This window comes from Proteiniborus ethanoligenes (assembly GCF_900107485.1).
GTDB classification, from domain to species: domain Bacteria; phylum Bacillota; class Clostridia; order Tissierellales; family Proteiniboraceae; genus Proteiniborus; species Proteiniborus ethanoligenes.
In genome coordinates this window covers 66,523-87,661 of record NZ_FNQE01000013.1, presented here as the reverse complement: position 1 = coordinate 87,661, position 21,139 = coordinate 66,523, and the positions used below count along the sequence as shown (strand labels likewise).

The following is a 21,139-nucleotide window of genomic DNA, read 5'->3' as shown; positions in this document are numbered from 1 at the left end:
CTATTATTTTATGTCTGTTCTAGATGAGTATATATTTGATATTTAATTTTAAAGTTTCTCTAGTCAAATTTTATTAATTATGCTCATCTCTATTATATCAAAAAACAAGACCTTTTACAGATCTTGTTTTTTCCCTTCTCTATTATTATCTTCTCTTACAAATTCTAGTTTTGATATTGAAACCTCAAAGGCTACCTTATTTATGACTTCTCCTTCAATGGTTTTCTTTTGATAATCCCTACTTTGAATTCTGCCCCATAATCTTATATGGTCGCCAACCTGAAGCTTTTCACAAAACCTTGCATTTCTCCCCCAAGCAATGCAGGGTATGTAGTCAGATTTATTATAAGGTCTATTTACGGCTACTAGAAGGTCTGTTATTTCCCTCCCAAATGGAGTTGTTCTATAAATGGGAACCTTGCATATGTAACCATCAAGATAAATTTCATTTGGTCTTTTTAATAACTCATTAATTTCTTCTTCTGTCTCAGGAACATATGCATCTCTTGCAAAAATTGTTAGTACTAATTTGTTAGTACCATCAATATATCTGTTGTATGACCTTAGTTGTCCTTCTACCACTAGGCTTTTCCCTGGCGTTAAATCCATATTAACTAATAGCCTTTCAGATATAGTAATTGGTAACACGTCAGAATAGTCACTTAATCTAGGTACTTCTAAGTCAAAGGTGTAAAAGCCTTCACCATACATCTCGTGACTAAACTCTTTGTCGCTGATTATCTTGCCTACTACGGTTATTGAATTCGTATCAATCACCTTGTCAGACATTGAACCCCACTCCCCTTCCTACTCTTATGTTTTTTTAATCTAAAATATGTTTATTCTCTATTGTTTAATAATATGAATTGTTTTTTATCCTTAGTAATAATTTTTTATGACAATAAGAAAGTTCTGCTTTATACATTTTTATTTAGATAGCTTGAATTAAACTGGTTTAAACAAAAATTACCTGAATCATGAAAGCGTTTCCCCTTTTGTTTTATTTGACATTAAAACGAAAAATCCTTCTAAACTGTTTAAAATATTATTTTGAATATAAAAACAAAAAACCTGTTCTCAATTAGAACAGGTTTTTTATTGGATTTTCTTAAATAGAATATCCTTTCCTTTATTCATTTCTTCTGCTCCTAGTAATAATATTAAGTCTTTTTTATCAACTATTTCTAAAGCTTTTATTATGGCTTCCTCTAATGTATCAAAAATCAAATAATCTATACTCAGTTCATCTAATACTAATTTGTATCCTTTTATCGCATCATCTAAAGCTTTCTCTTTTTCCTCTGTAGTATCTCTGCTAAGTGATATGATTAATTTTATGTTTTCAAAAGTGCTATACCAAGAGGCTATTGCTTTTGCATTATATTTGTTCATTTCTGTATTGCCCTTTATTTTTATTGCATCAATGATAATTAATTTGCTAAAGTCTAATGATTGTATAGTTTCAAAAACCGCCTCGTAGGCTGAAGGATTATGACTATAATTATCTATTATCATATATTCTTTTTCATATATTACTTCAAGTCTTCTGTCTATGCCTATAAAGTCGCTTAAATATCTATTAATATTATATGGATTAACTCCTAAGCACAATGCACCACAAATTGCAGCTAAGGAATTATATATATTATGTCTGCCCATTAATTTTATTTTTAAAGGTATTTCCATAGGCTCTATTTCTAAGCGGTTAATTGCAGTTAGTCCTCTTTGAATGCACAAATTAAAGCTTATGTCATGTGACAGTTTCAGGCTAGAAGCAGTAATGCTAGACTTTGAGCCTAGTCCATAGGTAAGAACAATAGTATTGTAGTTATCTTCAATAAGCTTCAAGCCCTCCCTATCATCTATATTGATTATTGATATACCATTTGTTTTAAGTAATTTAAAAATTGTCTTTTTAAACCTTACATAATTATCTCTTTCTATAGGAGTAACAGATTCTAGTTCTATATTTATGTGAATTATTATATCAAAGTTAATATGGCTTATTTCTCCTGTCTCAATCAGCTTAGGTGATATCTCAATAATACAGACATCTATTTTTTTATTTTCTATTTTCTTTAAGGCATTTTGAATTGTTTCCTTGGGTAAGCTCTTATCTCTATTTTTTTCGTAGAAATTCATCTCTGATGAAGAGAAAACTTCTGTTCGTATTCCTGCATTCTTTAATACATGCTTTAATATGTAAGAGGTAGTAGTTTTACCATTCGTACCAGTTATTCCGATAACAGTTACTCCATTTGTTTTCATTGCCTTAATCTCCTTTGAAAAACTTATTTATAATAGAGTAAACCATAACTATATATAGTTATGGTTTACTTATATAGGTTTTTTATGTATTTAAGATATTTTGAGCCCTGAGCCCATTATATTCCAATAATATTTATTAGAATTAATCAAAGAATAATCTAAAGAGAGGTGATATAATGAAAAATAATAAAGTATCTCCAAAAGCAAGAGAGGCTTTTCAGAGCTTTAAAGAAGAAATGGCAAAAGACATGGAGATTGAGCTAAGAGACAGAGATGACCATATAACTAAAATGGTCGATTGGAACAAGGTAAATGAACTAAATCATTTAGGAAGATCTTAATAAAAACACAAAAGTAGAACTTGCCTATTTATAATAAAAAACAGTAAAGTAAGACTATTATAGCCTTACTTTACTGCTTTTTAATTTGCTTCCCGCTATTGTCTATATAAAAATTATCTTTATATATGAGTTCTGAAACGGGAACTATTTTATATCCATCTCTCTGTAGTCTTTCTAAAATAATTGGTAGGTATTCAGATACATATTTGGCATTGTTATGGAAAAGAACTATTGAGCCGTTTTTAACATTTCTAGTAACCCTATCTACTACTGGCTGCACTCCATATTCCTTCCAGTCTAATGAGTCTACATCCCACTGTATTACATAGTATCCATTATCTCTACAAACTCTTATTAATCTATCATTGTAATCACCAAATGGAGGTCTGAAGAGTGTTGTTCTTTTCCCAGTTATATTTTTAATTCTTTCCTCAGTAGTTTTGAGTTCTTGAATTATTTGATTTTCATCTAGCTTAGACATGTATGGATGGTTTGTTGAATGATTACCTATCTCATGACCTCTTCTATCTATTTCCTTTACTACATCTGGATATTTTTTTACCCAAAAATCCACGAGAAAAAAAGTGGTTTTTACATTGTATTTGTCTAATGTATCCAATATATCGTCTGTGAACTCTGTCCCCCAAGCAGCATCAAAGCTTATTGCAATCTTTTTCTCTTGAGTATCTACATAGTATATTGGTAGTTCTTTGCTAGTTGAAAAAACGCTCATTATTCCATTATCATCAATAATTCCTGTAAATATGACCGAGACAATAACAAGCAGCATAACTGAAATTATCTTAGCAACTATTTTTTTATCCAGTATATAAATCTTCATTATCCCCCTCCTCTAAAACAGTGTTAATATAATTTATTCCACTCTTCTAGTATTATTACCTTATAAAGAAAAAAAGCTGTGTGTCCACAGCTTAGTGAATAGATAATATCTTATCTTGTTTTTCTATAACTTGATCGTTTTTTAGTATTTGCTTAGTTCTGTCTCCATTTAATGCATCTAAATATACTATTTCCTCAGGAACTATTTTGATAATATTAATCCAGTCTTTTTGTATAGCCAACAACTGTTTATGAGGAGCATATCTTTTAGCTTCATCTATAAGGTCTGAATGCTTTAAGCTAGTATGTGCCTGGCCAAAGATTTGTACGCCCTTGATTTTTTTATAATCTAAATATTCTGTATTCACTAATAAGCATACATTAGGATTATCCTGAATATTATTAAATTTATCTCCCCCAGCTGATATTACATATATGTCTAGGTCATTTCCTGTAAAATATTGAACAGGACTACATCTAGGTATATTATTTCCACATGTAGCTAATGAAGCTAAATTATTCTCATTTAAAAAGCTTTTAATATTTTGTTTTAATTCTGTTGTACTAAGCCTCTTTTCCATTTTTCCACCTCTTTATATTTTTTATTATCACAATTATTATTTGTAATTATAAAAAAAATAATCTTTTTGTATAACTTGGTTTTTTTATTTGCAAGCTCAACTTTTGTGTTAGTAAAGATAAATGAACATATACATTAAGTATAAGTTTATTTATCTAAAAATTAGGAGGAAGTTGCTGTGAGCTTATTATTAAATAATATATATATTTTTTCACTCCTAGGTATTATTGGTGGTCTTACATTGTTTTTAACTGGGATAAAGCTAATGTCTACATCCTTTGAAAAAGTTTTATCCTATAAGGTAAAAGCTAAAGTAAATAAAATTACCTCAAATAAGTTAAATGGTGTATTCATAGGTATAATAATGACTTCTCTGCTTCATAGCAGCAGTGCAGCTACAATTATAGTTATTAGCTTAGTTCATGGAAATCTATTAAGTATTTATAATGCTATACCTATTATTATGGGCTCAAATATAGGCACTACATTTACAGCTCAGCTAGTGGCTTTCAAAATAGATAATATCTACATTTATCTTTTTCTTGTAGGAGTATTATTATTTCCTATATTGAGAAAAAGTAAATATAATACTATTATAAAAGTGTTGCTTGGCTTATCTTTAATATTTGCAGGAATGGATGCAATAAGCTACTCTATAGGTCACATTAAATCAACTAAGGTGTTTTTTGAGCTTATTAAATATTTGAGCAAGAGTAAAATCATGTCTTTATTTGCAGGCTTAATACTTACTGCAGTGATACAAAGCAGTACCACAGGAATTACTATTTTGCAAATCATGGCTTCAAGTAAAATCATAAGCTTATCTACTGCAATTCCTATTGTATTGGGACAAAATATAGGTACCTGTGTAGATACTGTGATAGGTAGTTTTGCTACTAATCGTGCTGGTAAACAGGCGGCATTAGTTCATGTGCTCTTTAATGTACTCGGAGTAATTATCTTTTATTTTTTTACAGATTATCTATATTTTTTTGTAATTAAATTGTCTCCCTCAAATCCATCAAGGCAAATTGCCAATGCTCATTCTCTTTTCAATATAATAACAACCATTATCCTTCTCCCTTTTTCTTCAATAATATTGAGTATTGCTCAAAAAATAATAAAGGAGTAGAAAATTCTACTCCTCGTAAATATACAGTTCTTTTCCTTTTAGCTTTTCTATATCTACTTTATCTTCAAGTTTTTTTGGAACAGTGACTATATCTGGATTGCCATCACTTATGAACCTTCGTTCTGGATGCTTGTCAAATACAGAAAGCCAATCATACATTCCAACACCATCTACCTTAGTTTCACTTGCCCTTATTCTATGTATGGCAAGTGGATTGAAGGCTTTATCTATAGGCGATACAGATGGATCCCATCCTACATTTAATATAGCAATATTTTTATAAGTATTACCTTCATATTCTCCTTTTTCAAGATAAGAGTATAATTCTTTATCCTTAGGTCTACCTCCATAGCAAAGAGCATATGTGTTAACCTTATAGCCTGGTATGATACCTTCTATAAATGCCGCCTGCTCTCCTATATATTTTTGTATTTTATCAGGCTCATTAGCCTTTGACATGTCATTATGATCTAATGTATGGTTTCCTATATCAAAGCCCTTTTCTATTAAATAGTTAAGCTTGTATTCTAATAAATCCCTTTGTCTAAAAGGATTTGAGCCAAACACAAAAAATGTAGCCTTTAATGGAAAATCAGGATGCTCTCTATTAAACTCTTCTAAAATTCCTACTGCACAATTAGGATCAACTATTTTTTCCCCATCTTTTTCAATTATGTTAAAGTTGTTCTGATTCCCATCATCAAAAGTAATAACAACAGGTGTATATCCTGCCTCTACATTTATATTGTTATTAACAAAGTCTTTTAAGCTAATAGGTCTATATCCTTTTTCATATAATACCCTTAAGTCTTTTTTAAAGTTTTCAGCTGTTCGTACCCATTCTGATTCTTCTTCTCCTATATTATGATACATTAGTACCATTATTTGCCCTGCTTCATTAGGCTTTAAGGATAAATCTATCTTTTCCTTTGGGTCAATATCTTGAGTTTCCTCTGGTATAGCTTCAGTGTCTGGGGCTTTTTCATCTTCTATTAGCTTGTCCTCATTATTTTGATTTGGTTCCTCAATTACTACATTGTCATCTGCTTTTAAATCCTTAGAGCATCCAACAAAAAATGCTAGTACAAATAATACAATTAAAATTAGGCTAAAAGTTCTTTTCAATTTTACTCTCCTCTCTTGTAATAAAGACATAGTTTAATATCTTATTTATTAATAAGCTAATATAGCTATACTAATATTATATTTCATATTATAGCTATAATCTACAAATAATAAGGATAAATTAATTGAATTTTTTTACAATCATTTTTTTCCTAATTCATCAATCTTCTACATTGTTGCTATTTATTGTGCTTACTTAGTATTTATTACTAGCATATAGATTAAGTTTGCAGGTTATATTAATACTACAACATCAAAATGATGTTGCAGTATTAAAAAATCTATTTGGAGGGAAAAACATGGCAAGATCAAATAGAATAGTAGTGCCTGAAGCTAGAATGGCATTAAACCAAATGAAAACTGAAATCGCTAGCGAACTTGGGCTAACTAATTATGAAGGTATAGATAAAGGAAACCTAAGCTCCAGACAAAATGGATACGTTGGCGGTTACATGACTAAAAGGTTAGTCGAGCAAGCACAAAGAAGTTTAGCAGGTAAATAAGTAATAATAAAAAAAGAGAAGTGGATATAATACCGCTTCTCTTTTTTTTATGTTATAATCATAATTATATAGTAAATAATACATTATTAAACTTAGAAGGTGAGTAATATGTTTGTTGATAATAGTAAAGAATTAGCACAATACAAGCTTCTCATTTTATACATATTAGATAATACTCATATCCCTATGAACAATTCAGAAATCACTCAATTTTTACTAGAAAATAATTATATGAATTATTTTCTAGCCCAGCAATTTATTAGTGAGCTTGTGAATTCTAAGTTTATTGAATTTTCCATTGAAGATGGTCAGGAGTATTATCATTTGTCAAAGGCAGGGAAGGATACTCTAAGCTTTTTTAATGATAGAATACCTCAAAAGCTTAAAGATGAAGTAAATAAAAAGTATCAAAAGAAAGAAGAAGAAATGATAAAGGATAGTCAAATCGTAGGAAATTATTTCAAAAAAAACGATTCCGAATACATTGTAAATTTAAAGGTGGTTGAAAAGGATATAACCTTATTTAACATGTCTTTAAACGTAGTTTCAAATAAACAAGCAAAAATGATATGCAACAATTGGAAAGAAAAACCTCATGAAATCTATAAAAAAATTATTGATTTACTTATAACAGAATAAAATCAAAAAGCTGGACTTTAAGCCAGCTCTTTTTGATTTTTTGTTAGGTTTGTCAATGCTTTTATTAGCTCTACTGCTACAAGTATTATAAGAGAAAGTCCCAGTACTATTCCCCATTGCAAAGGACTTAAAAAGCCTAGCTTAAATATTTCTCTTAGGGCAGGAATAAATATTATCCCTAGCATCAATAACAAAGAAATAAGTATAGCTCCTAATAATTTCTTATTAGTAGTAAATCCTATTTTAAATATAGATTTGTCTATAGATCTTGTATTGAAGGTATGAACTAGCTGTGACAAAGATAATGTAGTAAAGGCCATTGTTCTACCAATAGTTAAGCTCTCATTACTTCCAATATTGAAGGCAGCTAATGTGAGTATACCTATGATAGTTCCTTCTACAGCCAGCATCAAGCCTAATCCATCACTAAAGATACTCTTTTTAGGATTTCTTGGCTTTCTTTTCATTATATCTTTCTCAGCTGGATCTACTCCTAGTGCTAAGGCCGGTAGACTATCAGTTATCAAGTTAATCCAAAGAATATGTATAGGCAATAATGGAATAGGTAGCTTTAATACTATTGAAATAAAAAGTGCTACAACTTCTCCAATATTACATGACAATAGAAAGTGTATAGATTTTTTTATATTATCGAATATAGTCCTTCCCTCTTCTACTGCAGCTACAATAGTTGCAAAGTTATCGTCAGTAAGGACCATATCAGCTGCTTCTTTCGATACATCTGTTCCTGTTATTCCCATGGCACAGCCTATATCTGCTCTTTTAAGGGCAGGAGCATCATTGACTCCATCTCCTGTCATAGCAACAATTTTTCCTTTCTTCTGCCAGCCTTCTACTATTCGAACTTTGTGTTCTGGAGAAACTCTTGCATAAACAGAGTATTTCTCAATACTGTTATAAAGCTCCTCGTCAGTAAGCTTTTCAAGTGCTATTCCTTCTATGGCTTCCTGACCTTCTTCTAATATGCCTAATTCCTTTGCTATTGCCATAGCAGTTATCTTGTGGTCTCCAGTAATCATAATAGGTCTTATGCCAGCTTCCTTGCTTTTCTGTACTGCTAGCTTAGCCTCTTCTCTCGGAGGATCTATCATTCCTTGCATCCCTACAAAAACTAAATCCTTCTCTAGGGTTTCTGAATTGAGATTATCAGGTATACTAGGAATATCTTTATAGGCTAAGGCTAAAACTCTTAATGCTTTTGAGGAAAGCTCTTCATTTGTCCCTTTGATTTTTTCTATAATATCTTCTGTTAATTCTACTTCATCTTTTCCAATCATTATTTTGTTGCATCTTCCTATCAAAACATCCAATGCACCCTTTGTAAATACTCTATATCCATTATTAAAGGTATTAATTGTAGTCATTAGCTTTCTTTCAGAATCAAAGGGAAGCTCTCCAACTCTTTCATAATAGCTTTCCTGTTGTTTTCTAAGCAATCCAAAACGTTCTGCTGCAACTATAAGTGCTACTTCTGTCGGATCTCCTATTGCCTTTTTTTCTCCCTTATCTGAATCTAAAGAAGCATCATTACACAATAATCCTGTCATAATTGCAGTTAATTCAGTTGGATTTTCCATATTTGCCTGATCTATATCTATTAATTTGTCATATGTATACAGCTTTGTAACAGTCATTTTATTTTGTGTAAGTGTACCAGTTTTATCTGAACAAATAACAGAAGCTGTTCCTAGGGTTTCTACAGCAGGCAGCTTTCTTATAATAGCATTGTTATCTATCATATTTTGAACACCTATAGACAATACTATGGTGACAATAGCAGGAAGTCCTTCTGGTATAGCTGCTACCGCAAGAGATACAGAGGTCATAAACATGTCTAGAACAGGTCTGTTTTGCAAGAAACCAATAAAAAATATTATGCCACATACAACTATGGCACCTATACCTAATAATTTTCCTAATTCATCTAGTTTAACCTGTAGAGGGGTCTTTGTATCCTCTTGACTTTGAATCATTTGTGCGATTTTACCTATTTCTGTATTCATTCCAGTGCCTGTTGCAATAAACTTTCCTCTGCCATTAGTCACTAAACTAGAAGTGTATGCAAAATTTTTTCTATCTCCTAAAGGGATATTGTCCCCTTCAAGGGTATTAGTATTTTTTTCTACAGGTACTGATTCTCCCGTAAGGGCTGATTCTTCTATCATGAGACTAGCGCTCTCAATAATAACACCATCAGCAGGAACAAAGTCTCCCGCTTCTATAATCACTACATCACCTGGAACCACATCTATAGACTTAATTTCTAAAATATTTCCTTCTCTAATAACCTTAGCATTTGGTGTTGATAGATTTTTCAATGCTTCTAAGGATTTTTCAGCTTTGTTTTCTTGAATGACCCCTAGTATTGCATTTAATAAGACTACTAATAGGATGATAATAGTATCACTTATCTCTCCTAAAAAACCTGATATTAAAGAAGCAAGTATCAATATAATTACCATAAAATCCTTAAACTGATTAAAAAACATCAAAACAACAGATTTCTTACCTGCTGTTTTTATACTGTTATCCCCATATTCATTTCTTCTCTTTAAAACTTCTTCACTGTCTAGCCCAATTTTAGTTTGAACATTTAGTTCATTCATTAGTTCTTCAAGATTTTTCTTATACCATTGTTTTTCTCCCATCAATGTCCTCCTGGTTAAATTAATATTATTCCATTTGGTTCTAATCCTACATCTATGCTATACAATATTTTACCCTTTTTATAATTAAAGATAACAACTCTATTATAAAATGCATCCGAAATATATAGCTCTTCATTTTTTCTTGTTATATTATTAGGCATTCCACCAATTAAGTATTTTGAATTAATCTTATAATCTACTAAGTCTATTTCATAAAGATTTCCATCTTCTACATTAGTCACATAGGCTATTTTTTTGTTTTCTACAGCTATTAAATCTACAATTACACCTTGAACATCAATTTCCTTAACTATACATTCGTCATTTATGCTATATATTAAAAGCTTACTATTGAGCATTCCATTAGAAGGTGGCGATAGCACAAGTATAATATTATCCTCTATGGAAATATGAACTGGGTTGTATCTTAATTTTAATCTTTTTTGAACATTATTATTCAAATCAACTATATCTATACTATACCCATTATTATTTGAAATATATAATCTGTTATTTTTCTTGTCTAGCTTAATATCATGGGGTCTCTCTCCAACAGGAATATTTTCAATTATATTAAAGCCCTTTTCTTCTATAACTGATATTGAATTAGAATCACTATTTGATACATATATATATCCATTATGTACAACTAAATGACTTGGAAAACTTCCCACATAAACCATATCCACAATTTCTTTTAATTCAATATTTATCTTATATACAGTATTATTATAGGAATTAGCAGAATAAATTATATCTTTTTCATCAAAAAAAATATGATGAGGCCCTACATAAGGTCCGTTTGATGTGCTTTTCTTATTTGCTTTAACTGACTCCCAAAGAAAAATTGTATCGATTAATTCATGAGTTCTTGTATCTATAATTGATAAGGAGTCACTGCCTGTGTTAGCTACTATAAGTTTGTTCTCACATAATCCCACCTTAGTCACCTCCTGACCTGCTTATATACCAGTTTATGCACCTTATATATTTTGGTGACATAAGCGGGAACAAAAAAAAAGATGCAATCAGCATCTTTTCTTCACTATTGTCCTTACGTCTCCAATTAAATAGAGGGAGCCTGAAAATACTATAAGATCATTTTCAGTAGCTATCTGGAAGGATTCTTCAACAGCCTTTTCAATATTACTTTCTATTATAACATTATTGTTATATTTTTTAATTTTTTCAGCTAGCTCTTCTGCCTTCATTGCTCTAAATATATTAGCTTCAGTCACTATTATTTTATCAGCTATTGGGACTAATTCTTCTATCATATGATCTACATCTTTATCTGCAAGTATGGCTACTCCAAGAATAAGCTTATTGTATTTAAATACATCCTTTAAAGTCTTTTTAAGAGCATGTATTCCCTGAATGTTGTGTGCTCCATCTATTAAGAAAGTAGGATTTCTTTTTAACACTTCAAGCCTTCCGCTCCATTTAGTGTTTGATAGACCTTTTCTAATGGCTTCATCAGATATTGAAATACATCCCCTTTCTTTTAGGGATAGTATTGTAGTTAAAGCAGTTGAAGCATTATATATTTGATGAACTCCAATTAGCCCGATTTCTAAATCTAACATTTTAATATCCTTATATTCAAAGTTAAATCTGCTTCCAAACGCAGTAGTTTCTATGACTTCTATCTTCTCAGTAGGCACAATTATTAATTCGCTATTTTTCTTTTGTGCTACATCTATTATAACTTCCTGGGCTTCTTTATCCTGTGGATAGCTAATTACAAGCCCATTATCCTTTATTATTCCTGCTTTTTCATAAGCAATCTTTCCAATAGTATCTCCTAGAATATCTGTATGGTCCATAGATATAGTTGTTATTACGGATGCTAAAGAGTCTTCAATAACATTTGTAGAATCATATCTACCTCCAAGCCCCACCTCAAGAACAACAAAATCTACATTTTCTTTCTTAAAATACTCCATGGCAATAGCTGTTACTATTTCAAATTCAGTTGGATGATTCATGCCCCTACTTAGCATAACTTCGACTTTTTCTTTTACATTTAAAGTTATCTGTGCTAAGCTATCATCACTAATATCCGTATTATTTATTCTCATTCTTTCGTTAAAAACTTCTAAATAAGGCGATGTAAACAGACCTACCCTATACCCTGCTTCTATTAATGTGTTTGCTATAAAGGATGATGTAGAGCCTTTACCATTAGTACCTGCCACATGGATAAATTTTAGATCCTGTTGTGGATTTTCAAGCAGGCCTAGCAACGCTCTTATATTATCAAGACCTAGTTTGCTACCAAATTTTTTAGTTCCATGTATATAGTCTAAAGCTTCTCTATAGTTCATTTTCTCACTCCTGTTAAGTATGTCTACCATATTATTTACATAAATACTACTTGCCTACCTATTATTTCTTAAACTATCTAATCTTTCCAAGACCTTTTCCATCATTTGTTGATATTTGATTTCTTTTTCTCTTTCTTGGTCTATTACTTGCTTAGGAGCTTTACTAACGAAGCCTTCATTAGAAAGCTTGCTCTTAACTCTTTTAATTTCGCCTTCTAGCTTTTCTTTTTCTTTTTGGAGCCTTTCAATCTCCTTTTCCATATCCACTAGCTCTTCTAATGGAAGGAAAATAGTACAATTCCCTACTACAGTAGACATGGCATCTTCTCCAATATTATCCTTGCTTTCTGTTACTTGGATTTCTGATGCTGAGGCTAAGGTCTTAAAGAATCTTTCTGATGTGCTCAATATTCTATTCAAGTCTGCATCAGATGTAACAAAAATAGCTTTCGCCTTTTTTGAAGGAACTACATTCATCTCTGCTCTAATGTTTCTAATACTCTTAACAGATTCCATTATAAAATCTATAGACTTTTCAGCATCTTTATAGCTTCTTTCTTCATTATATAAAGGCCACTGCTCAATAATTAACTCCTTATCCTTGCCTGGCAAATAGGTCCATATTTCTTCAGTTATATATGGAATAAATGGATGTAGAAGCTTTAATATATCTCTTAGAACTATTAGCAATACATATTTTGCTGTATCTTTGTCCTTATTATCATCACTAAATAGTCTTGGTTTAACCATTTCTATATACCAATCACAATACTCATTCCATGTAAAATCATATATTTTTTGTGCTGCTATACCTAGCTCGTATTTTCTTAAGTTCTCTGTCACTTCTTTAATAACAGTATTAATCCTAGATATTATCCACTTGTCTTCCTGTGAAAGATTAGAAATAGCTTGATTTTCATCAACAGCATTTTCATCTAAATGCATCAGAACAAACCTAGAAGCATTCCATAGTTTATTTGCAAAATTCCTGCTTGCTTCAACTCTTTCAATATAAAACCTCATATCATTGCCTGGGGTATTACCAGTAACCAGTGAAAACCTTAATGCATCTGCCCCATATTGTTCTATTAAGTCAAGAGGATCTATTCCGTTTCCAAGAGACTTACTCATTTTTCTTCCTTGAGAATCTCTAACAAGTCCTGTAAAAAACACATTTTCAAAAGGCATATCTCCAACGTACTCTAGGCCTGAGAATACCATTCTTACAACCCAGAAAAAGATTATATCATATCCTGTTACCAATACATCCGTAGGATAGAAATAGTCTAGCTCCTGAGTTTTTTCTGGCCATCCAAGTGTTGAGAAAGGCCACAATGCAGATGAAAACCAGGTATCAAGAGTATCTGGATCCTGAACAAAATTTGTACTTCCACAGCTACATTTTTCAGGATTTTCTCTAGATACTATAACTTCATTACAATCCTGGCAATAATACACTGGTAATCTGTGTCCCCACCACAATTGTCGTGAAATACACCAGTCTCTTAAATTCTCTAACCAATTTAGATAAATCTTCCCGAATCTTTCAGGAATAAATTTAAGCTTTCCTTCTTTGTATGCACTAATTGCAGGTTCAGTTAGGGGCTGCATTTTAACAAACCATTGCTTTGATATTATTGGCTCTACTATAGTACTACATCTCTCACAATGTCCTACACTATTAGCATGATCTTTTATCTCTACTAAATATCCTAGTTCTTCTAAATCTTTTACTATTTCTTTTCTTGCTTCATATCTGTCTAAGCCACAGTATTTACCACCATGCTCATTAATGCTTCCATCATCATTCATTACTCTAAGCTGACCTAGATTATGTCTTGCTCCAACCTCAAAGTCATTTGGGTCATGTGATGGTGTTATTTTAACTGCTCCTGTTCCAAACTCTCTTTCAACATATTCATCAGCTATTATTGGAATCTCCCTATTAACTAATGGAAGTATTAATGTTTTTCCTATTAAATTACTATATCTTTCATCCTCTGGATGCACTGCTACCGCCAAGTCTCCTAGCATAGTCTCTGGTCTGGTTGTAGCTATGACTATATACTCATTACTATCCTTAGCAGGATACTTTATGTGCCAAAGCTTTCCTTGTGACTCCTCGTGTTCAACCTCTGCATCTGAAAGTGCAGTTCCACAGCTAGGACACCAGTTGATTATTCTGTCACCTCTATATATAAGTCCTTTTTCATAGAGTCTAATAAAAGCTTCTTCAACAGCTTTACTTAATCCTTCATCTAAAGTAAATCTTTCCTTTGACCAATCACAAGAAACACCTAGCTTTCTAAGCTGATTTCTAATATTACCACCATATTTTTCTGTCCAGTCCCAAGCTTCTTCTAAGAATTTTTCTCTTCCTAATTCCTGTTTGCTTTTACCTTCAGATTCTATTTTAGCAACTACTCTCGCCTCTGTAGATATACTAGCATGGTCTGTACCTGGAAGCCAAAGAGCCTCGTAGCCCTCCATCCTCTTCCATCTAATAAGTATATCTTGGATTGTACCATTTAGTGCATGACCCATATGCAGATTACCCGTAACATTTGGAGGAGGCATCATTATTGTAAATGGTTTTTTCTCCTTGTTAACATCTGCCCTAAAATATCCATTTTCATTCCAAAATTCATAAATTCTCTCTTCAAAGTCCTTTGGATTGTAAGTTTTAGCTAAGCCTTCATTCATACTTTATAACCTCCTATAATATCTTAAATAAGATTTAATTCATTAGCTATTTTCCAAAAATCATTAGTATAGTTGCCAATATGGTTAAACCTAATCCAATTAGCTTGGATGATAACAACATATTAACTGTAGTTATTTTCCCTTTTTTATATAGTCTGTCTGAACCAAATATAAATATGGTTCCGGCAATAAAAGATATTATCCCAAGTTTGAAAATCATACCCATCACATCCTATAAAAATAATAAAACCCTTCGTCACAAAAATAAGGACGAAGGGTAAAACTCGCGGTACCACCTTAATTCCAGATAAAAAATACCTGGCACTCAAAAATATAACGGTTTTAACCGTTCAATCCTACTATTATTTCGGATTGAAAGCTCAGAAGCTACCTTCAGTAAATATTGCCTAGTAAAGTCTTTCAGCCCATGAACCTTACTCTCTTTATAGGTTATCTACCTAATCTTCTTCTTCATTGCAATAGCAATATATGACTTAATTATTTTCATGATATATAACAAAATTACATTTGTCAATAGGATTTAATATTTTTATTATCCTTTCTAACCTCCTTAAAGCCCAAGAAATAATTAATAAAAGCTAACAAGGTAAGCATTACAGCTAATAAAACTAAAATAAAGCTCAATGTCTCAGGAAAATTAAAGGCTATTGATAATATAGCTATATAAAATGCAATTGTTGCAATTTTCCCATATCTATTGGCTGGTATAACAGTTTTCTCAAAAGAGTAATAGAGAAATAAAGCACCTATTACCATAAGTATCTCTTTTAAACCTACTACAATTATCACCCATATAGGCAAATAAGCCTTACTTGTAAAGCAAATGAGGACCGTTAACTGCATCAGCTTATCTGCTAATGGGTCCATTGCTACTCCCCATTTAGTAACCATATTGTAAGTTCTAGCTATATATCCATCTAGTACATCTGTGACCCCTGCAATGGCAAATACAATAGTGGCATACAATATATTGTTCTCTATTGATGAATAAAAGATAAATACAAAAATAGGAACAAGAAGGAATCTTATAGTCGTCAAAACATTAGGTATGTTCATATGTCACCTCTTAGAGATATTTAAAAATATTATTCACTAAATTTTTCTTTATATTACATTATATTTTAATTTAGAGTCAATGATAATAGGATTTGGGGATAATTTATCTAAATACTTGGTTAAGCTAGTTCTTTTTATTATTCTATATCATTATTTATAATTCCTTCTATATTTAGTAGTTTTTTTAATGCATTACATGTTTAATTTTGCCCAATGGCTAAATCATTTTGTAACCTTTCTAATTTAATCGAATATTATAAAATAAACTACTATTTATATAGGAGGGATTATATGTCAAAAATCAAACTAGTTTCAGCTATTTTACTTATAATAATTCTACTATCTGCCTTATTGGTAGGCTGCAAAAAAGATGAACTCAAGACTATTAAATTAGTTGAAGTAACTCACTCAGTATTTTATGCACCTCAATATGTGGCAATTTCTAAGGGCTTCTTTGAGGAAGAAGGCTTAAAGGTAGAATTAATCAATGGACAGGGCGCAGACAAATGTATGACTGCAATACTAAGTGGTGAGGCTGATATTGGGTTTATGGGACCTGAGGCCTCTATATACGTTTATAATCAAGGTAAAGAGGATTATGCTGTGAATTTTGCTCAGTTAACACAAAAGGACGGCTCTTTTTTAGTAGGAAGAGAAAAGGATCCTAATTTTACTTTTGATAAACTCCAAGGAAAATCAATAATAGGTGGACGAATTGGTGGAATGCCTGAGATGACATTAGAGTTTGTACTAAAAAAATACGGTCTACAGCCTGGTGTAGACGTAGAAGTCCGTACTGACATTCAATTTGCAATGATGGCAGGAGCATTTACTGGTGGTGAAGGTGATTATGTAACACTATTTGAGCCAGTAGCTTCTGAGCTTGAAAAGGAGGGGAAGGGCTATATAGTTGCATCTATAGGTAAAGAGGGCGGATATATTCCTTATACCTGCTATAGTGCCAAAAAAAGCTATATAGAGAAAAATCCTAAGATAATCCAAAGCTTCACAAATGCTATATATAAAGGTATGCTTTGGGTTCACTCTCATTCAACAGAGGAAATTGCAGATGCTCTACAGCCTCACTTTATAGAAACAGACAGAGAAATATTGATAAAGCTAGTTGAAAGATATAAGGAGCAAGACACCTGGAAGCCTGATCCTGTATTAACTGAGGATGGTCTAAATCACATGATGGACATTATGGAAATGGCTGGACAATTAGATAAAAGGGCTGATTATGAGAATATTGTGACTACAAATTTTGCTGAAAATGCTATGAAAAATATAAAATAGATTAGGCCTCTGCAGACTGCAGAGGCTTAATTTATGTAAATCAAATTATAATGGTTAGGTATCTTGGATTCCGTAATTGTTTTGGGTTAATAAAACATAGAGTCTTAAATAAAAATCCTTAAAAGTTTTGTTTGCAATATTAATAGTAAATTTACTTTTCTTATATCTAAAATACTTCTTCACTACTGGAATCTTTTATATTGAATGGGTATACAATTAACTGGTTTTAAAGCTATTTACTTTTCACTATTCGTTCAAATATATCTCCGCCTTGTTTTGCAGCTGTTTGGCTAATTCTTCTGCTGTTTTTTCACCATTGAAAAATGGCTGAGCTTCTTCATATATTATCGTCTCAAAAGGCTCTGACATTGAAGGTTTATTTAAATTGCCTATTATCTTGTTAAGTCTTTCAACATCTCCTTCTGTCGCAAAATATTTGCCCTGTTTTTCAAGGTACTCTTTATTTTTTTCTTGTTCTTCAAACACCAATTCATCTATTTGTCTTTTACTTGCATTGTTATTAATATGAAAATGTACTTGGAATATATAGCTATCAATAGTTTGCATCTCTTCTGTCATCATGAACTTGATAAATTCCCAAACTAGCTCTTTATGTTTAGAATTAGCATTTATAGCTAAAAACTCGCTACCATATTCTCTGTTACCTGTGTACTCTCCTTTAGGCACTGATATTGCATTAAAACCATTAAATACAGAACCAATGCTTCTTATATAATGATACGCATGGGTTTGCCCCGTATACATTGCTATGTTTTTTAAATCTTCATCATTATGCATGTCATTTGCTATATCAATCCACTCTAAGTTTGGATGCATTACATTATCTTCTTTTATTGCCTTAAACAGTTTTAAGGCTTCGATAAACTCTTCGCTATTAAATTTAGCCTCTTTTTTATCCCAGTCTATATAATAATCCAAATCACTAAGTACCATCCAATTAAATAGCATATAATCATCAATTTTAGGCAAAACATATATCTGTTCTGTGCTATTTTCATTTAGTTTTTTTGAAAGAGCATATATATCCTTCCAAATTAGATCCTCACCTACATCTACTCCCTTTTCATCTAGTAATTCCTGGTTTAGTACAAAGCAATAAAAATAGTAGTAGTCTATGGGCATAGTATATAATTTATCCTTATACCTTGAGTTGTCAATTATATGTGTATTATAATCTTCTATATTAAATTCACTATCATTTTCTATCATCTCATCAAGGTTTACTAGCATGCCTTTTTCCATATATGTTCTTATTGGCTCCCCTCCTCGTAGATATAGTATATCTGGACCCTTGCCTGCTATTAGCTCTGCATTTAGCTTATCATTGTATTGCCCCCAATCAAGGTCGGGATATAAATTAACTGTAACCTTTACATCAGGATTTTTTTCCCCAAATTTCTTCGCTGCTTTAGTTATTTTATTACCATAGTCTTGAGTCAATTCAATGGTTATTTCGATCCTTCTGTCATGTTTCTCGGTCCCTATTTCTGTTTCAGAAGATGATGTTGTATATTTAATTAGTTTGTAGCTCCCCTCTGCATCTGCTGTTATGTATATTTCTTCACTATCATCCACTACAAAATCAAATATGAATTCTATGTCTGACAATTCGCCTGTATTTAACAATCTTTTTACCATATTTCCATTTGAATCATACTTCACTATCCATCCTGTGCTTATTCCATATAGACTCTTAGTATTTTTGTTGTAGTATATGCTTCGTGGTAGATCATTGTAGTCGTATTCTTTGCTTAATATTATCTTGTAATTACTTGTGTCTATCTTATCTAGAACTCTTTCCTCTATATTTCTGCGTATTGCTAATAGGTTATCTTCTTCGTCTATATCTATATCTGTGTATAGTGTTGAATCAAGAATTTTTTTAGAATTAAATTTACTGTCAAATACTTCTATCTTTCCACCTAGCTTTAGGGCATAAATATTTCCCTTGCTGTCTATTCTTATCTTTTTTGTGATTTCTTCCGTCGACCTTGCTGTAGTGTCAGTTAGCTCACCTATTACATTATTTTCAGTAATTGAATTAGACCCATTATTATAGGAAAAGAGCTTTTTACTTATCTTTACTATGTCTTTATTCTCATTTGTCTCTGGTATTTCTGATAGTATGTACATATTATTGCTGTTGTCAAGAGTAAAAATACTTGCCCTTCCATCAAAATCAATATTTACCTCTTTTTTTGCTTCTGTATTTTCATCTAGAACTACATACTTTCTACTATCCCCTGCAATGTATGCTATTAGCTCATTATTTTTATTTAGACCTATGTTTGTTATATGCTCTGCTTCTAATACATCATTTAATATGATTTCTCTATATGTTACTTCGGTATTCTTATTTACACCTGCTGTCTTATTCTCTGTAGTACACCCATAAAGTGTAACTATTAGTAAAAGCACTAATAAAATAATTATTACTTTTTTGGGTTTCATTTTTCCCCTCCTTAAAATATTATTTGAGACTTTTCCTTGCTTATTACTTCCCCTTCCTTCTATTTTTGCAGTAAGTTATGACCTGTCTCCTTTTCAAATAAATGCAGTTCATCTGTCATGAAGGATATATTTATTTTGTCATCAGCCTTAATATTTAAGCGAGATTGAGCCTTTATAATAATATGGCTATTATATAGCTTGCTGTGAATTAGCATTTCATGTCCCATAAGCTCAGACATATCCACATTTATTTCAAAGCTTTCTGGTGTCTTTTCTGATATCATTATATTTTCAGGTCTAATTCCCACCCTAACAGATTGAGGCTTTATATCTTTAAACTTTAGTATTTTCTTATGCTTGTCTGATATATTTATTTTATGCCCATTTAAGGCAAGTATATATTCATCATCTTCCATAATTAGCTCCGCATCAAATAGATTCATTTGCGGTATACCTACGAATGTTGCAACAAATTCGTTAGCAGGGTTATTATATACTTCTTGAGGTGAAGCTATTTGTTGGACAAATCCGTCCTTCATAATTACTATTCTGTCTCCTAATGTCATGGCTTCAGTCTGGTCATGGGTTACATATATAAATGTTGTCTGTAATTTTTTATGTAATTTAATTATTTCTGCTCTCATTTCATTTCTAAGCTTAGCGTCTAGATTTGAGAGCGGCTCATCCATTAGGAACACTTTAGGATTTCTCACTATTGCTCTACCTATAGCAACTCTTTGCTTCTGTCCACCCGATAATGCACGGGGTTTTCTTTGTAAAAGCTCTTCTATATCTAATATTTTTGCTGCATTTATTACTCTTTCTTTGATTTCAGTTTTTTTCATCTTTCTTATTTTCAGTCCAAATGCCATATTGTCATAAACCGTCATATGAGGATATAATGCATAGTTTTGAAACACCATTGCAATATCTCTGTCCTTTGGCAATGCAGTATTGACTTTCTTTTCATCAATATACAGTTCCCCTGAGCTTATTTCCTCTAATCCTGCCACCATTCTCAAAGTAGTGGTTTTGCCACAGCCAGAAGGCCCTACTAAAACTATAAATTCTTTATCCTGTATCTCTAGATTGAAGTCCTTTACTGCAACTACTTCTTTATCATATATTTTACATATGTTTTTAAATGTAATAGATGCCAAAACCTTC

General features: G+C 31.6%; 18 protein-coding genes and 1 other annotated feature. Of the genes, 5 read left to right on the top strand and 13 right to left on the bottom strand.

Annotated elements, in window-relative coordinates; genetic code table 11:
• Nucleotides 1-114: 114 nt before the first annotated feature.
• Both BLV37_RS06935 and BLV37_RS06930 read right to left on the bottom strand, forming a co-directional pair.
• The gene (locus tag BLV37_RS06935; RefSeq protein ID WP_091729189.1) at nucleotides 115-789 is read right to left on the bottom strand and encodes a single-stranded DNA-binding protein; all 675 of its coding nucleotides are present in this window, start codon (nucleotides 787-789) and stop codon (nucleotides 115-117) included.
• A gap of 306 nt (nucleotides 790-1,095) precedes the next feature.
• Nucleotides 1,096-2,268, bottom strand: a complete 1,173-nt coding sequence (locus BLV37_RS06930; RefSeq protein ID WP_091729186.1) for a Mur ligase family protein — start codon at nucleotides 2,266-2,268, stop codon at nucleotides 1,096-1,098.
• 176 nt (nucleotides 2,269-2,444) lie between these two features.
• On the opposite strand from BLV37_RS06930, the gene BLV37_RS14820 reads away from it, so the two are divergent.
• Nucleotides 2,445-2,609, top strand: a complete 165-nt coding sequence (locus BLV37_RS14820) for a small, acid-soluble spore protein, alpha/beta type (RefSeq protein ID WP_143031489.1) — start codon at nucleotides 2,445-2,447, stop codon at nucleotides 2,607-2,609.
• A 70-nt stretch (nucleotides 2,610-2,679) separates the two neighbouring features.
• Here BLV37_RS14820 and BLV37_RS06925 read toward each other — a convergent pair whose 3' ends face one another.
• Nucleotides 2,680-3,450 (bottom strand): polysaccharide deacetylase family protein, encoded by a 771-nt coding sequence (locus BLV37_RS06925; protein WP_091729184.1) that lies wholly within the window; start codon nucleotides 3,448-3,450, stop codon nucleotides 2,680-2,682.
• Nucleotides 3,451-3,541: 91 nt separating this feature from the next.
• Nucleotides 3,542-4,030, bottom strand: a complete 489-nt coding sequence (locus BLV37_RS06920) for a pyridoxamine 5'-phosphate oxidase family protein (RefSeq protein ID WP_091729181.1) — start codon at nucleotides 4,028-4,030, stop codon at nucleotides 3,542-3,544.
• A gap of 177 nt (nucleotides 4,031-4,207) precedes the next feature.
• Between BLV37_RS06920 and BLV37_RS06915 the strand changes: the two genes are divergently transcribed.
• The gene (locus BLV37_RS06915; protein ID WP_208975221.1) at nucleotides 4,208-5,161 is read left to right on the top strand and encodes a Na/Pi cotransporter family protein; all 954 of its coding nucleotides are present in this window, start codon (nucleotides 4,208-4,210) and stop codon (nucleotides 5,159-5,161) included.
• A gap of 6 nt (nucleotides 5,162-5,167) precedes the next feature.
• On the opposite strand, the gene BLV37_RS06910 is transcribed toward BLV37_RS06915, so the two are convergent.
• A complete protein-coding gene (locus BLV37_RS06910) occupies nucleotides 5,168-6,286 on the bottom strand; it encodes a polysaccharide deacetylase family protein (protein ID WP_176967905.1) in 1,119 nt (372 codons plus the stop codon).
• 299 nt (nucleotides 6,287-6,585) lie between these two features.
• Here BLV37_RS06910 and BLV37_RS06905 point away from each other — a divergent pair, with 299 nt between their 5' ends.
• Entirely contained in the window at nucleotides 6,586-6,789 is a 204-nt protein-coding gene (locus tag BLV37_RS06905) for an alpha/beta-type small acid-soluble spore protein (RefSeq protein WP_091729175.1), read from the top strand.
• 108 nt (nucleotides 6,790-6,897) lie between these two features.
• Nucleotides 6,898-7,428, top strand: a complete 531-nt coding sequence (locus tag BLV37_RS06900; RefSeq protein ID WP_091729171.1) for a DUF4364 family protein — start codon at nucleotides 6,898-6,900, stop codon at nucleotides 7,426-7,428.
• 17 nt (nucleotides 7,429-7,445) lie between these two features.
• On the opposite strand, the gene BLV37_RS06895 is transcribed toward BLV37_RS06900, so the two are convergent.
• The 6 genes from BLV37_RS06895 to pgsA form a co-directional block, all read right to left on the bottom strand.
• On the bottom strand, nucleotides 7,446-10,097 hold the full coding sequence (locus BLV37_RS06895) for a calcium-translocating P-type ATPase, PMCA-type (RefSeq protein ID WP_091729168.1): 2,652 nt from the start codon (nucleotides 10,095-10,097) through the stop codon (nucleotides 7,446-7,448).
• A gap of 14 nt (nucleotides 10,098-10,111) precedes the next feature.
• Nucleotides 10,112-11,038 (bottom strand): YncE family protein, encoded by a 927-nt coding sequence (locus BLV37_RS06890; RefSeq protein ID WP_091729166.1) that lies wholly within the window; start codon nucleotides 11,036-11,038, stop codon nucleotides 10,112-10,114.
• An 87-nt stretch (nucleotides 11,039-11,125) separates the two neighbouring features.
• Nucleotides 11,126-12,424: a bifunctional folylpolyglutamate synthase/dihydrofolate synthase gene (locus BLV37_RS06885; protein WP_091729163.1), complete on the bottom strand. Its 1,299-nt coding sequence runs from the start codon at nucleotides 12,422-12,424 to the stop codon at nucleotides 11,126-11,128.
• A 54-nt stretch (nucleotides 12,425-12,478) separates the two neighbouring features.
• Entirely contained in the window at nucleotides 12,479-15,127 is a 2,649-nt protein-coding gene (locus tag BLV37_RS06880; RefSeq protein ID WP_091729160.1) for a valine--tRNA ligase, read from the bottom strand.
• A 46-nt stretch (nucleotides 15,128-15,173) separates the two neighbouring features.
• A complete protein-coding gene (locus BLV37_RS15035) occupies nucleotides 15,174-15,347 on the bottom strand; it encodes a hypothetical protein (protein WP_176967904.1) in 174 nt (57 codons plus the stop codon).
• A 43-nt stretch (nucleotides 15,348-15,390) separates the two neighbouring features.
• Nucleotides 15,391-15,611, bottom strand: a binding site (T-box leader).
• A gap of 47 nt (nucleotides 15,612-15,658) precedes the next feature.
• The gene (gene pgsA, locus BLV37_RS06875) at nucleotides 15,659-16,204 is read right to left on the bottom strand and encodes a CDP-diacylglycerol--glycerol-3-phosphate 3-phosphatidyltransferase (RefSeq protein WP_091729157.1); all 546 of its coding nucleotides are present in this window, start codon (nucleotides 16,202-16,204) and stop codon (nucleotides 15,659-15,661) included.
• Between the two features lie 291 nt (nucleotides 16,205-16,495).
• Between pgsA and BLV37_RS06870 the strand changes: the two genes are divergently transcribed.
• A complete protein-coding gene (locus tag BLV37_RS06870; RefSeq protein WP_091729154.1) occupies nucleotides 16,496-17,500 on the top strand; it encodes an ABC transporter substrate-binding protein in 1,005 nt (334 codons plus the stop codon).
• 246 nt (nucleotides 17,501-17,746) lie between these two features.
• On the opposite strand, the gene BLV37_RS06865 is transcribed toward BLV37_RS06870, so the two are convergent.
• Together BLV37_RS06865 and BLV37_RS06860 are read right to left on the bottom strand one after the other, a co-directional pair.
• Nucleotides 17,747-19,972: an ABC transporter substrate-binding protein gene (locus tag BLV37_RS06865; protein WP_091729151.1), complete on the bottom strand. Its 2,226-nt coding sequence runs from the start codon at nucleotides 19,970-19,972 to the stop codon at nucleotides 17,747-17,749.
• A gap of 59 nt (nucleotides 19,973-20,031) precedes the next feature.
• On the bottom strand, nucleotides 20,032-21,132 hold the full coding sequence (locus BLV37_RS06860) for an ABC transporter ATP-binding protein (protein WP_091729149.1): 1,101 nt from the start codon (nucleotides 21,130-21,132) through the stop codon (nucleotides 20,032-20,034).
• Nucleotides 21,133-21,139: the final 7 nt, after the last annotated feature.

Coding starts and splice junctions, on each gene's coding strand:
- BLV37_RS14820 (WP_143031489.1), top strand. CDS start 2,445: ATGAAAAATAATAAAGTATCTCCAAAAGCAAGAGAGGCTTTTCAGAGC.
- BLV37_RS06895 (WP_091729168.1), bottom strand. CDS start 10,097: ATGGGAGAAAAACAATGGTATAAGAAAAATCTTGAAGAACTAATGAAT.
- BLV37_RS06885 (WP_091729163.1), bottom strand. CDS start 12,424: ATGAACTATAGAGAAGCTTTAGACTATATACATGGAACTAAAAAATTT.
- BLV37_RS06870 (WP_091729154.1), top strand. CDS start 16,496: ATGTCAAAAATCAAACTAGTTTCAGCTATTTTACTTATAATAATTCTA.
- BLV37_RS06925 (WP_091729184.1), bottom strand. CDS start 3,450: ATGAAGATTTATATACTGGATAAAAAAATAGTTGCTAAGATAATTTCA.
- BLV37_RS06880 (WP_091729160.1), bottom strand. CDS start 15,127: ATGAATGAAGGCTTAGCTAAAACTTACAATCCAAAGGACTTTGAAGAG.
- BLV37_RS06865 (WP_091729151.1), bottom strand. CDS start 19,972: ATGAAACCCAAAAAAGTAATAATTATTTTATTAGTGCTTTTACTAATA.
- pgsA (WP_091729157.1), bottom strand. CDS start 16,204: ATGAACATACCTAATGTTTTGACGACTATAAGATTCCTTCTTGTTCCT.
- BLV37_RS06930 (WP_091729186.1), bottom strand. CDS start 2,268: ATGAAAACAAATGGAGTAACTGTTATCGGAATAACTGGTACGAATGGT.
- BLV37_RS06900 (WP_091729171.1), top strand. CDS start 6,898: ATGTTTGTTGATAATAGTAAAGAATTAGCACAATACAAGCTTCTCATT.
- BLV37_RS06905 (WP_091729175.1), top strand. CDS start 6,586: ATGGCAAGATCAAATAGAATAGTAGTGCCTGAAGCTAGAATGGCATTA.
- BLV37_RS06935 (WP_091729189.1), bottom strand. CDS start 789: ATGTCTGACAAGGTGATTGATACGAATTCAATAACCGTAGTAGGCAAG.
- BLV37_RS06920 (WP_091729181.1), bottom strand. CDS start 4,030: ATGGAAAAGAGGCTTAGTACAACAGAATTAAAACAAAATATTAAAAGC.
- BLV37_RS15035 (WP_176967904.1), bottom strand. CDS start 15,347: ATGATTTTCAAACTTGGGATAATATCTTTTATTGCCGGAACCATATTT.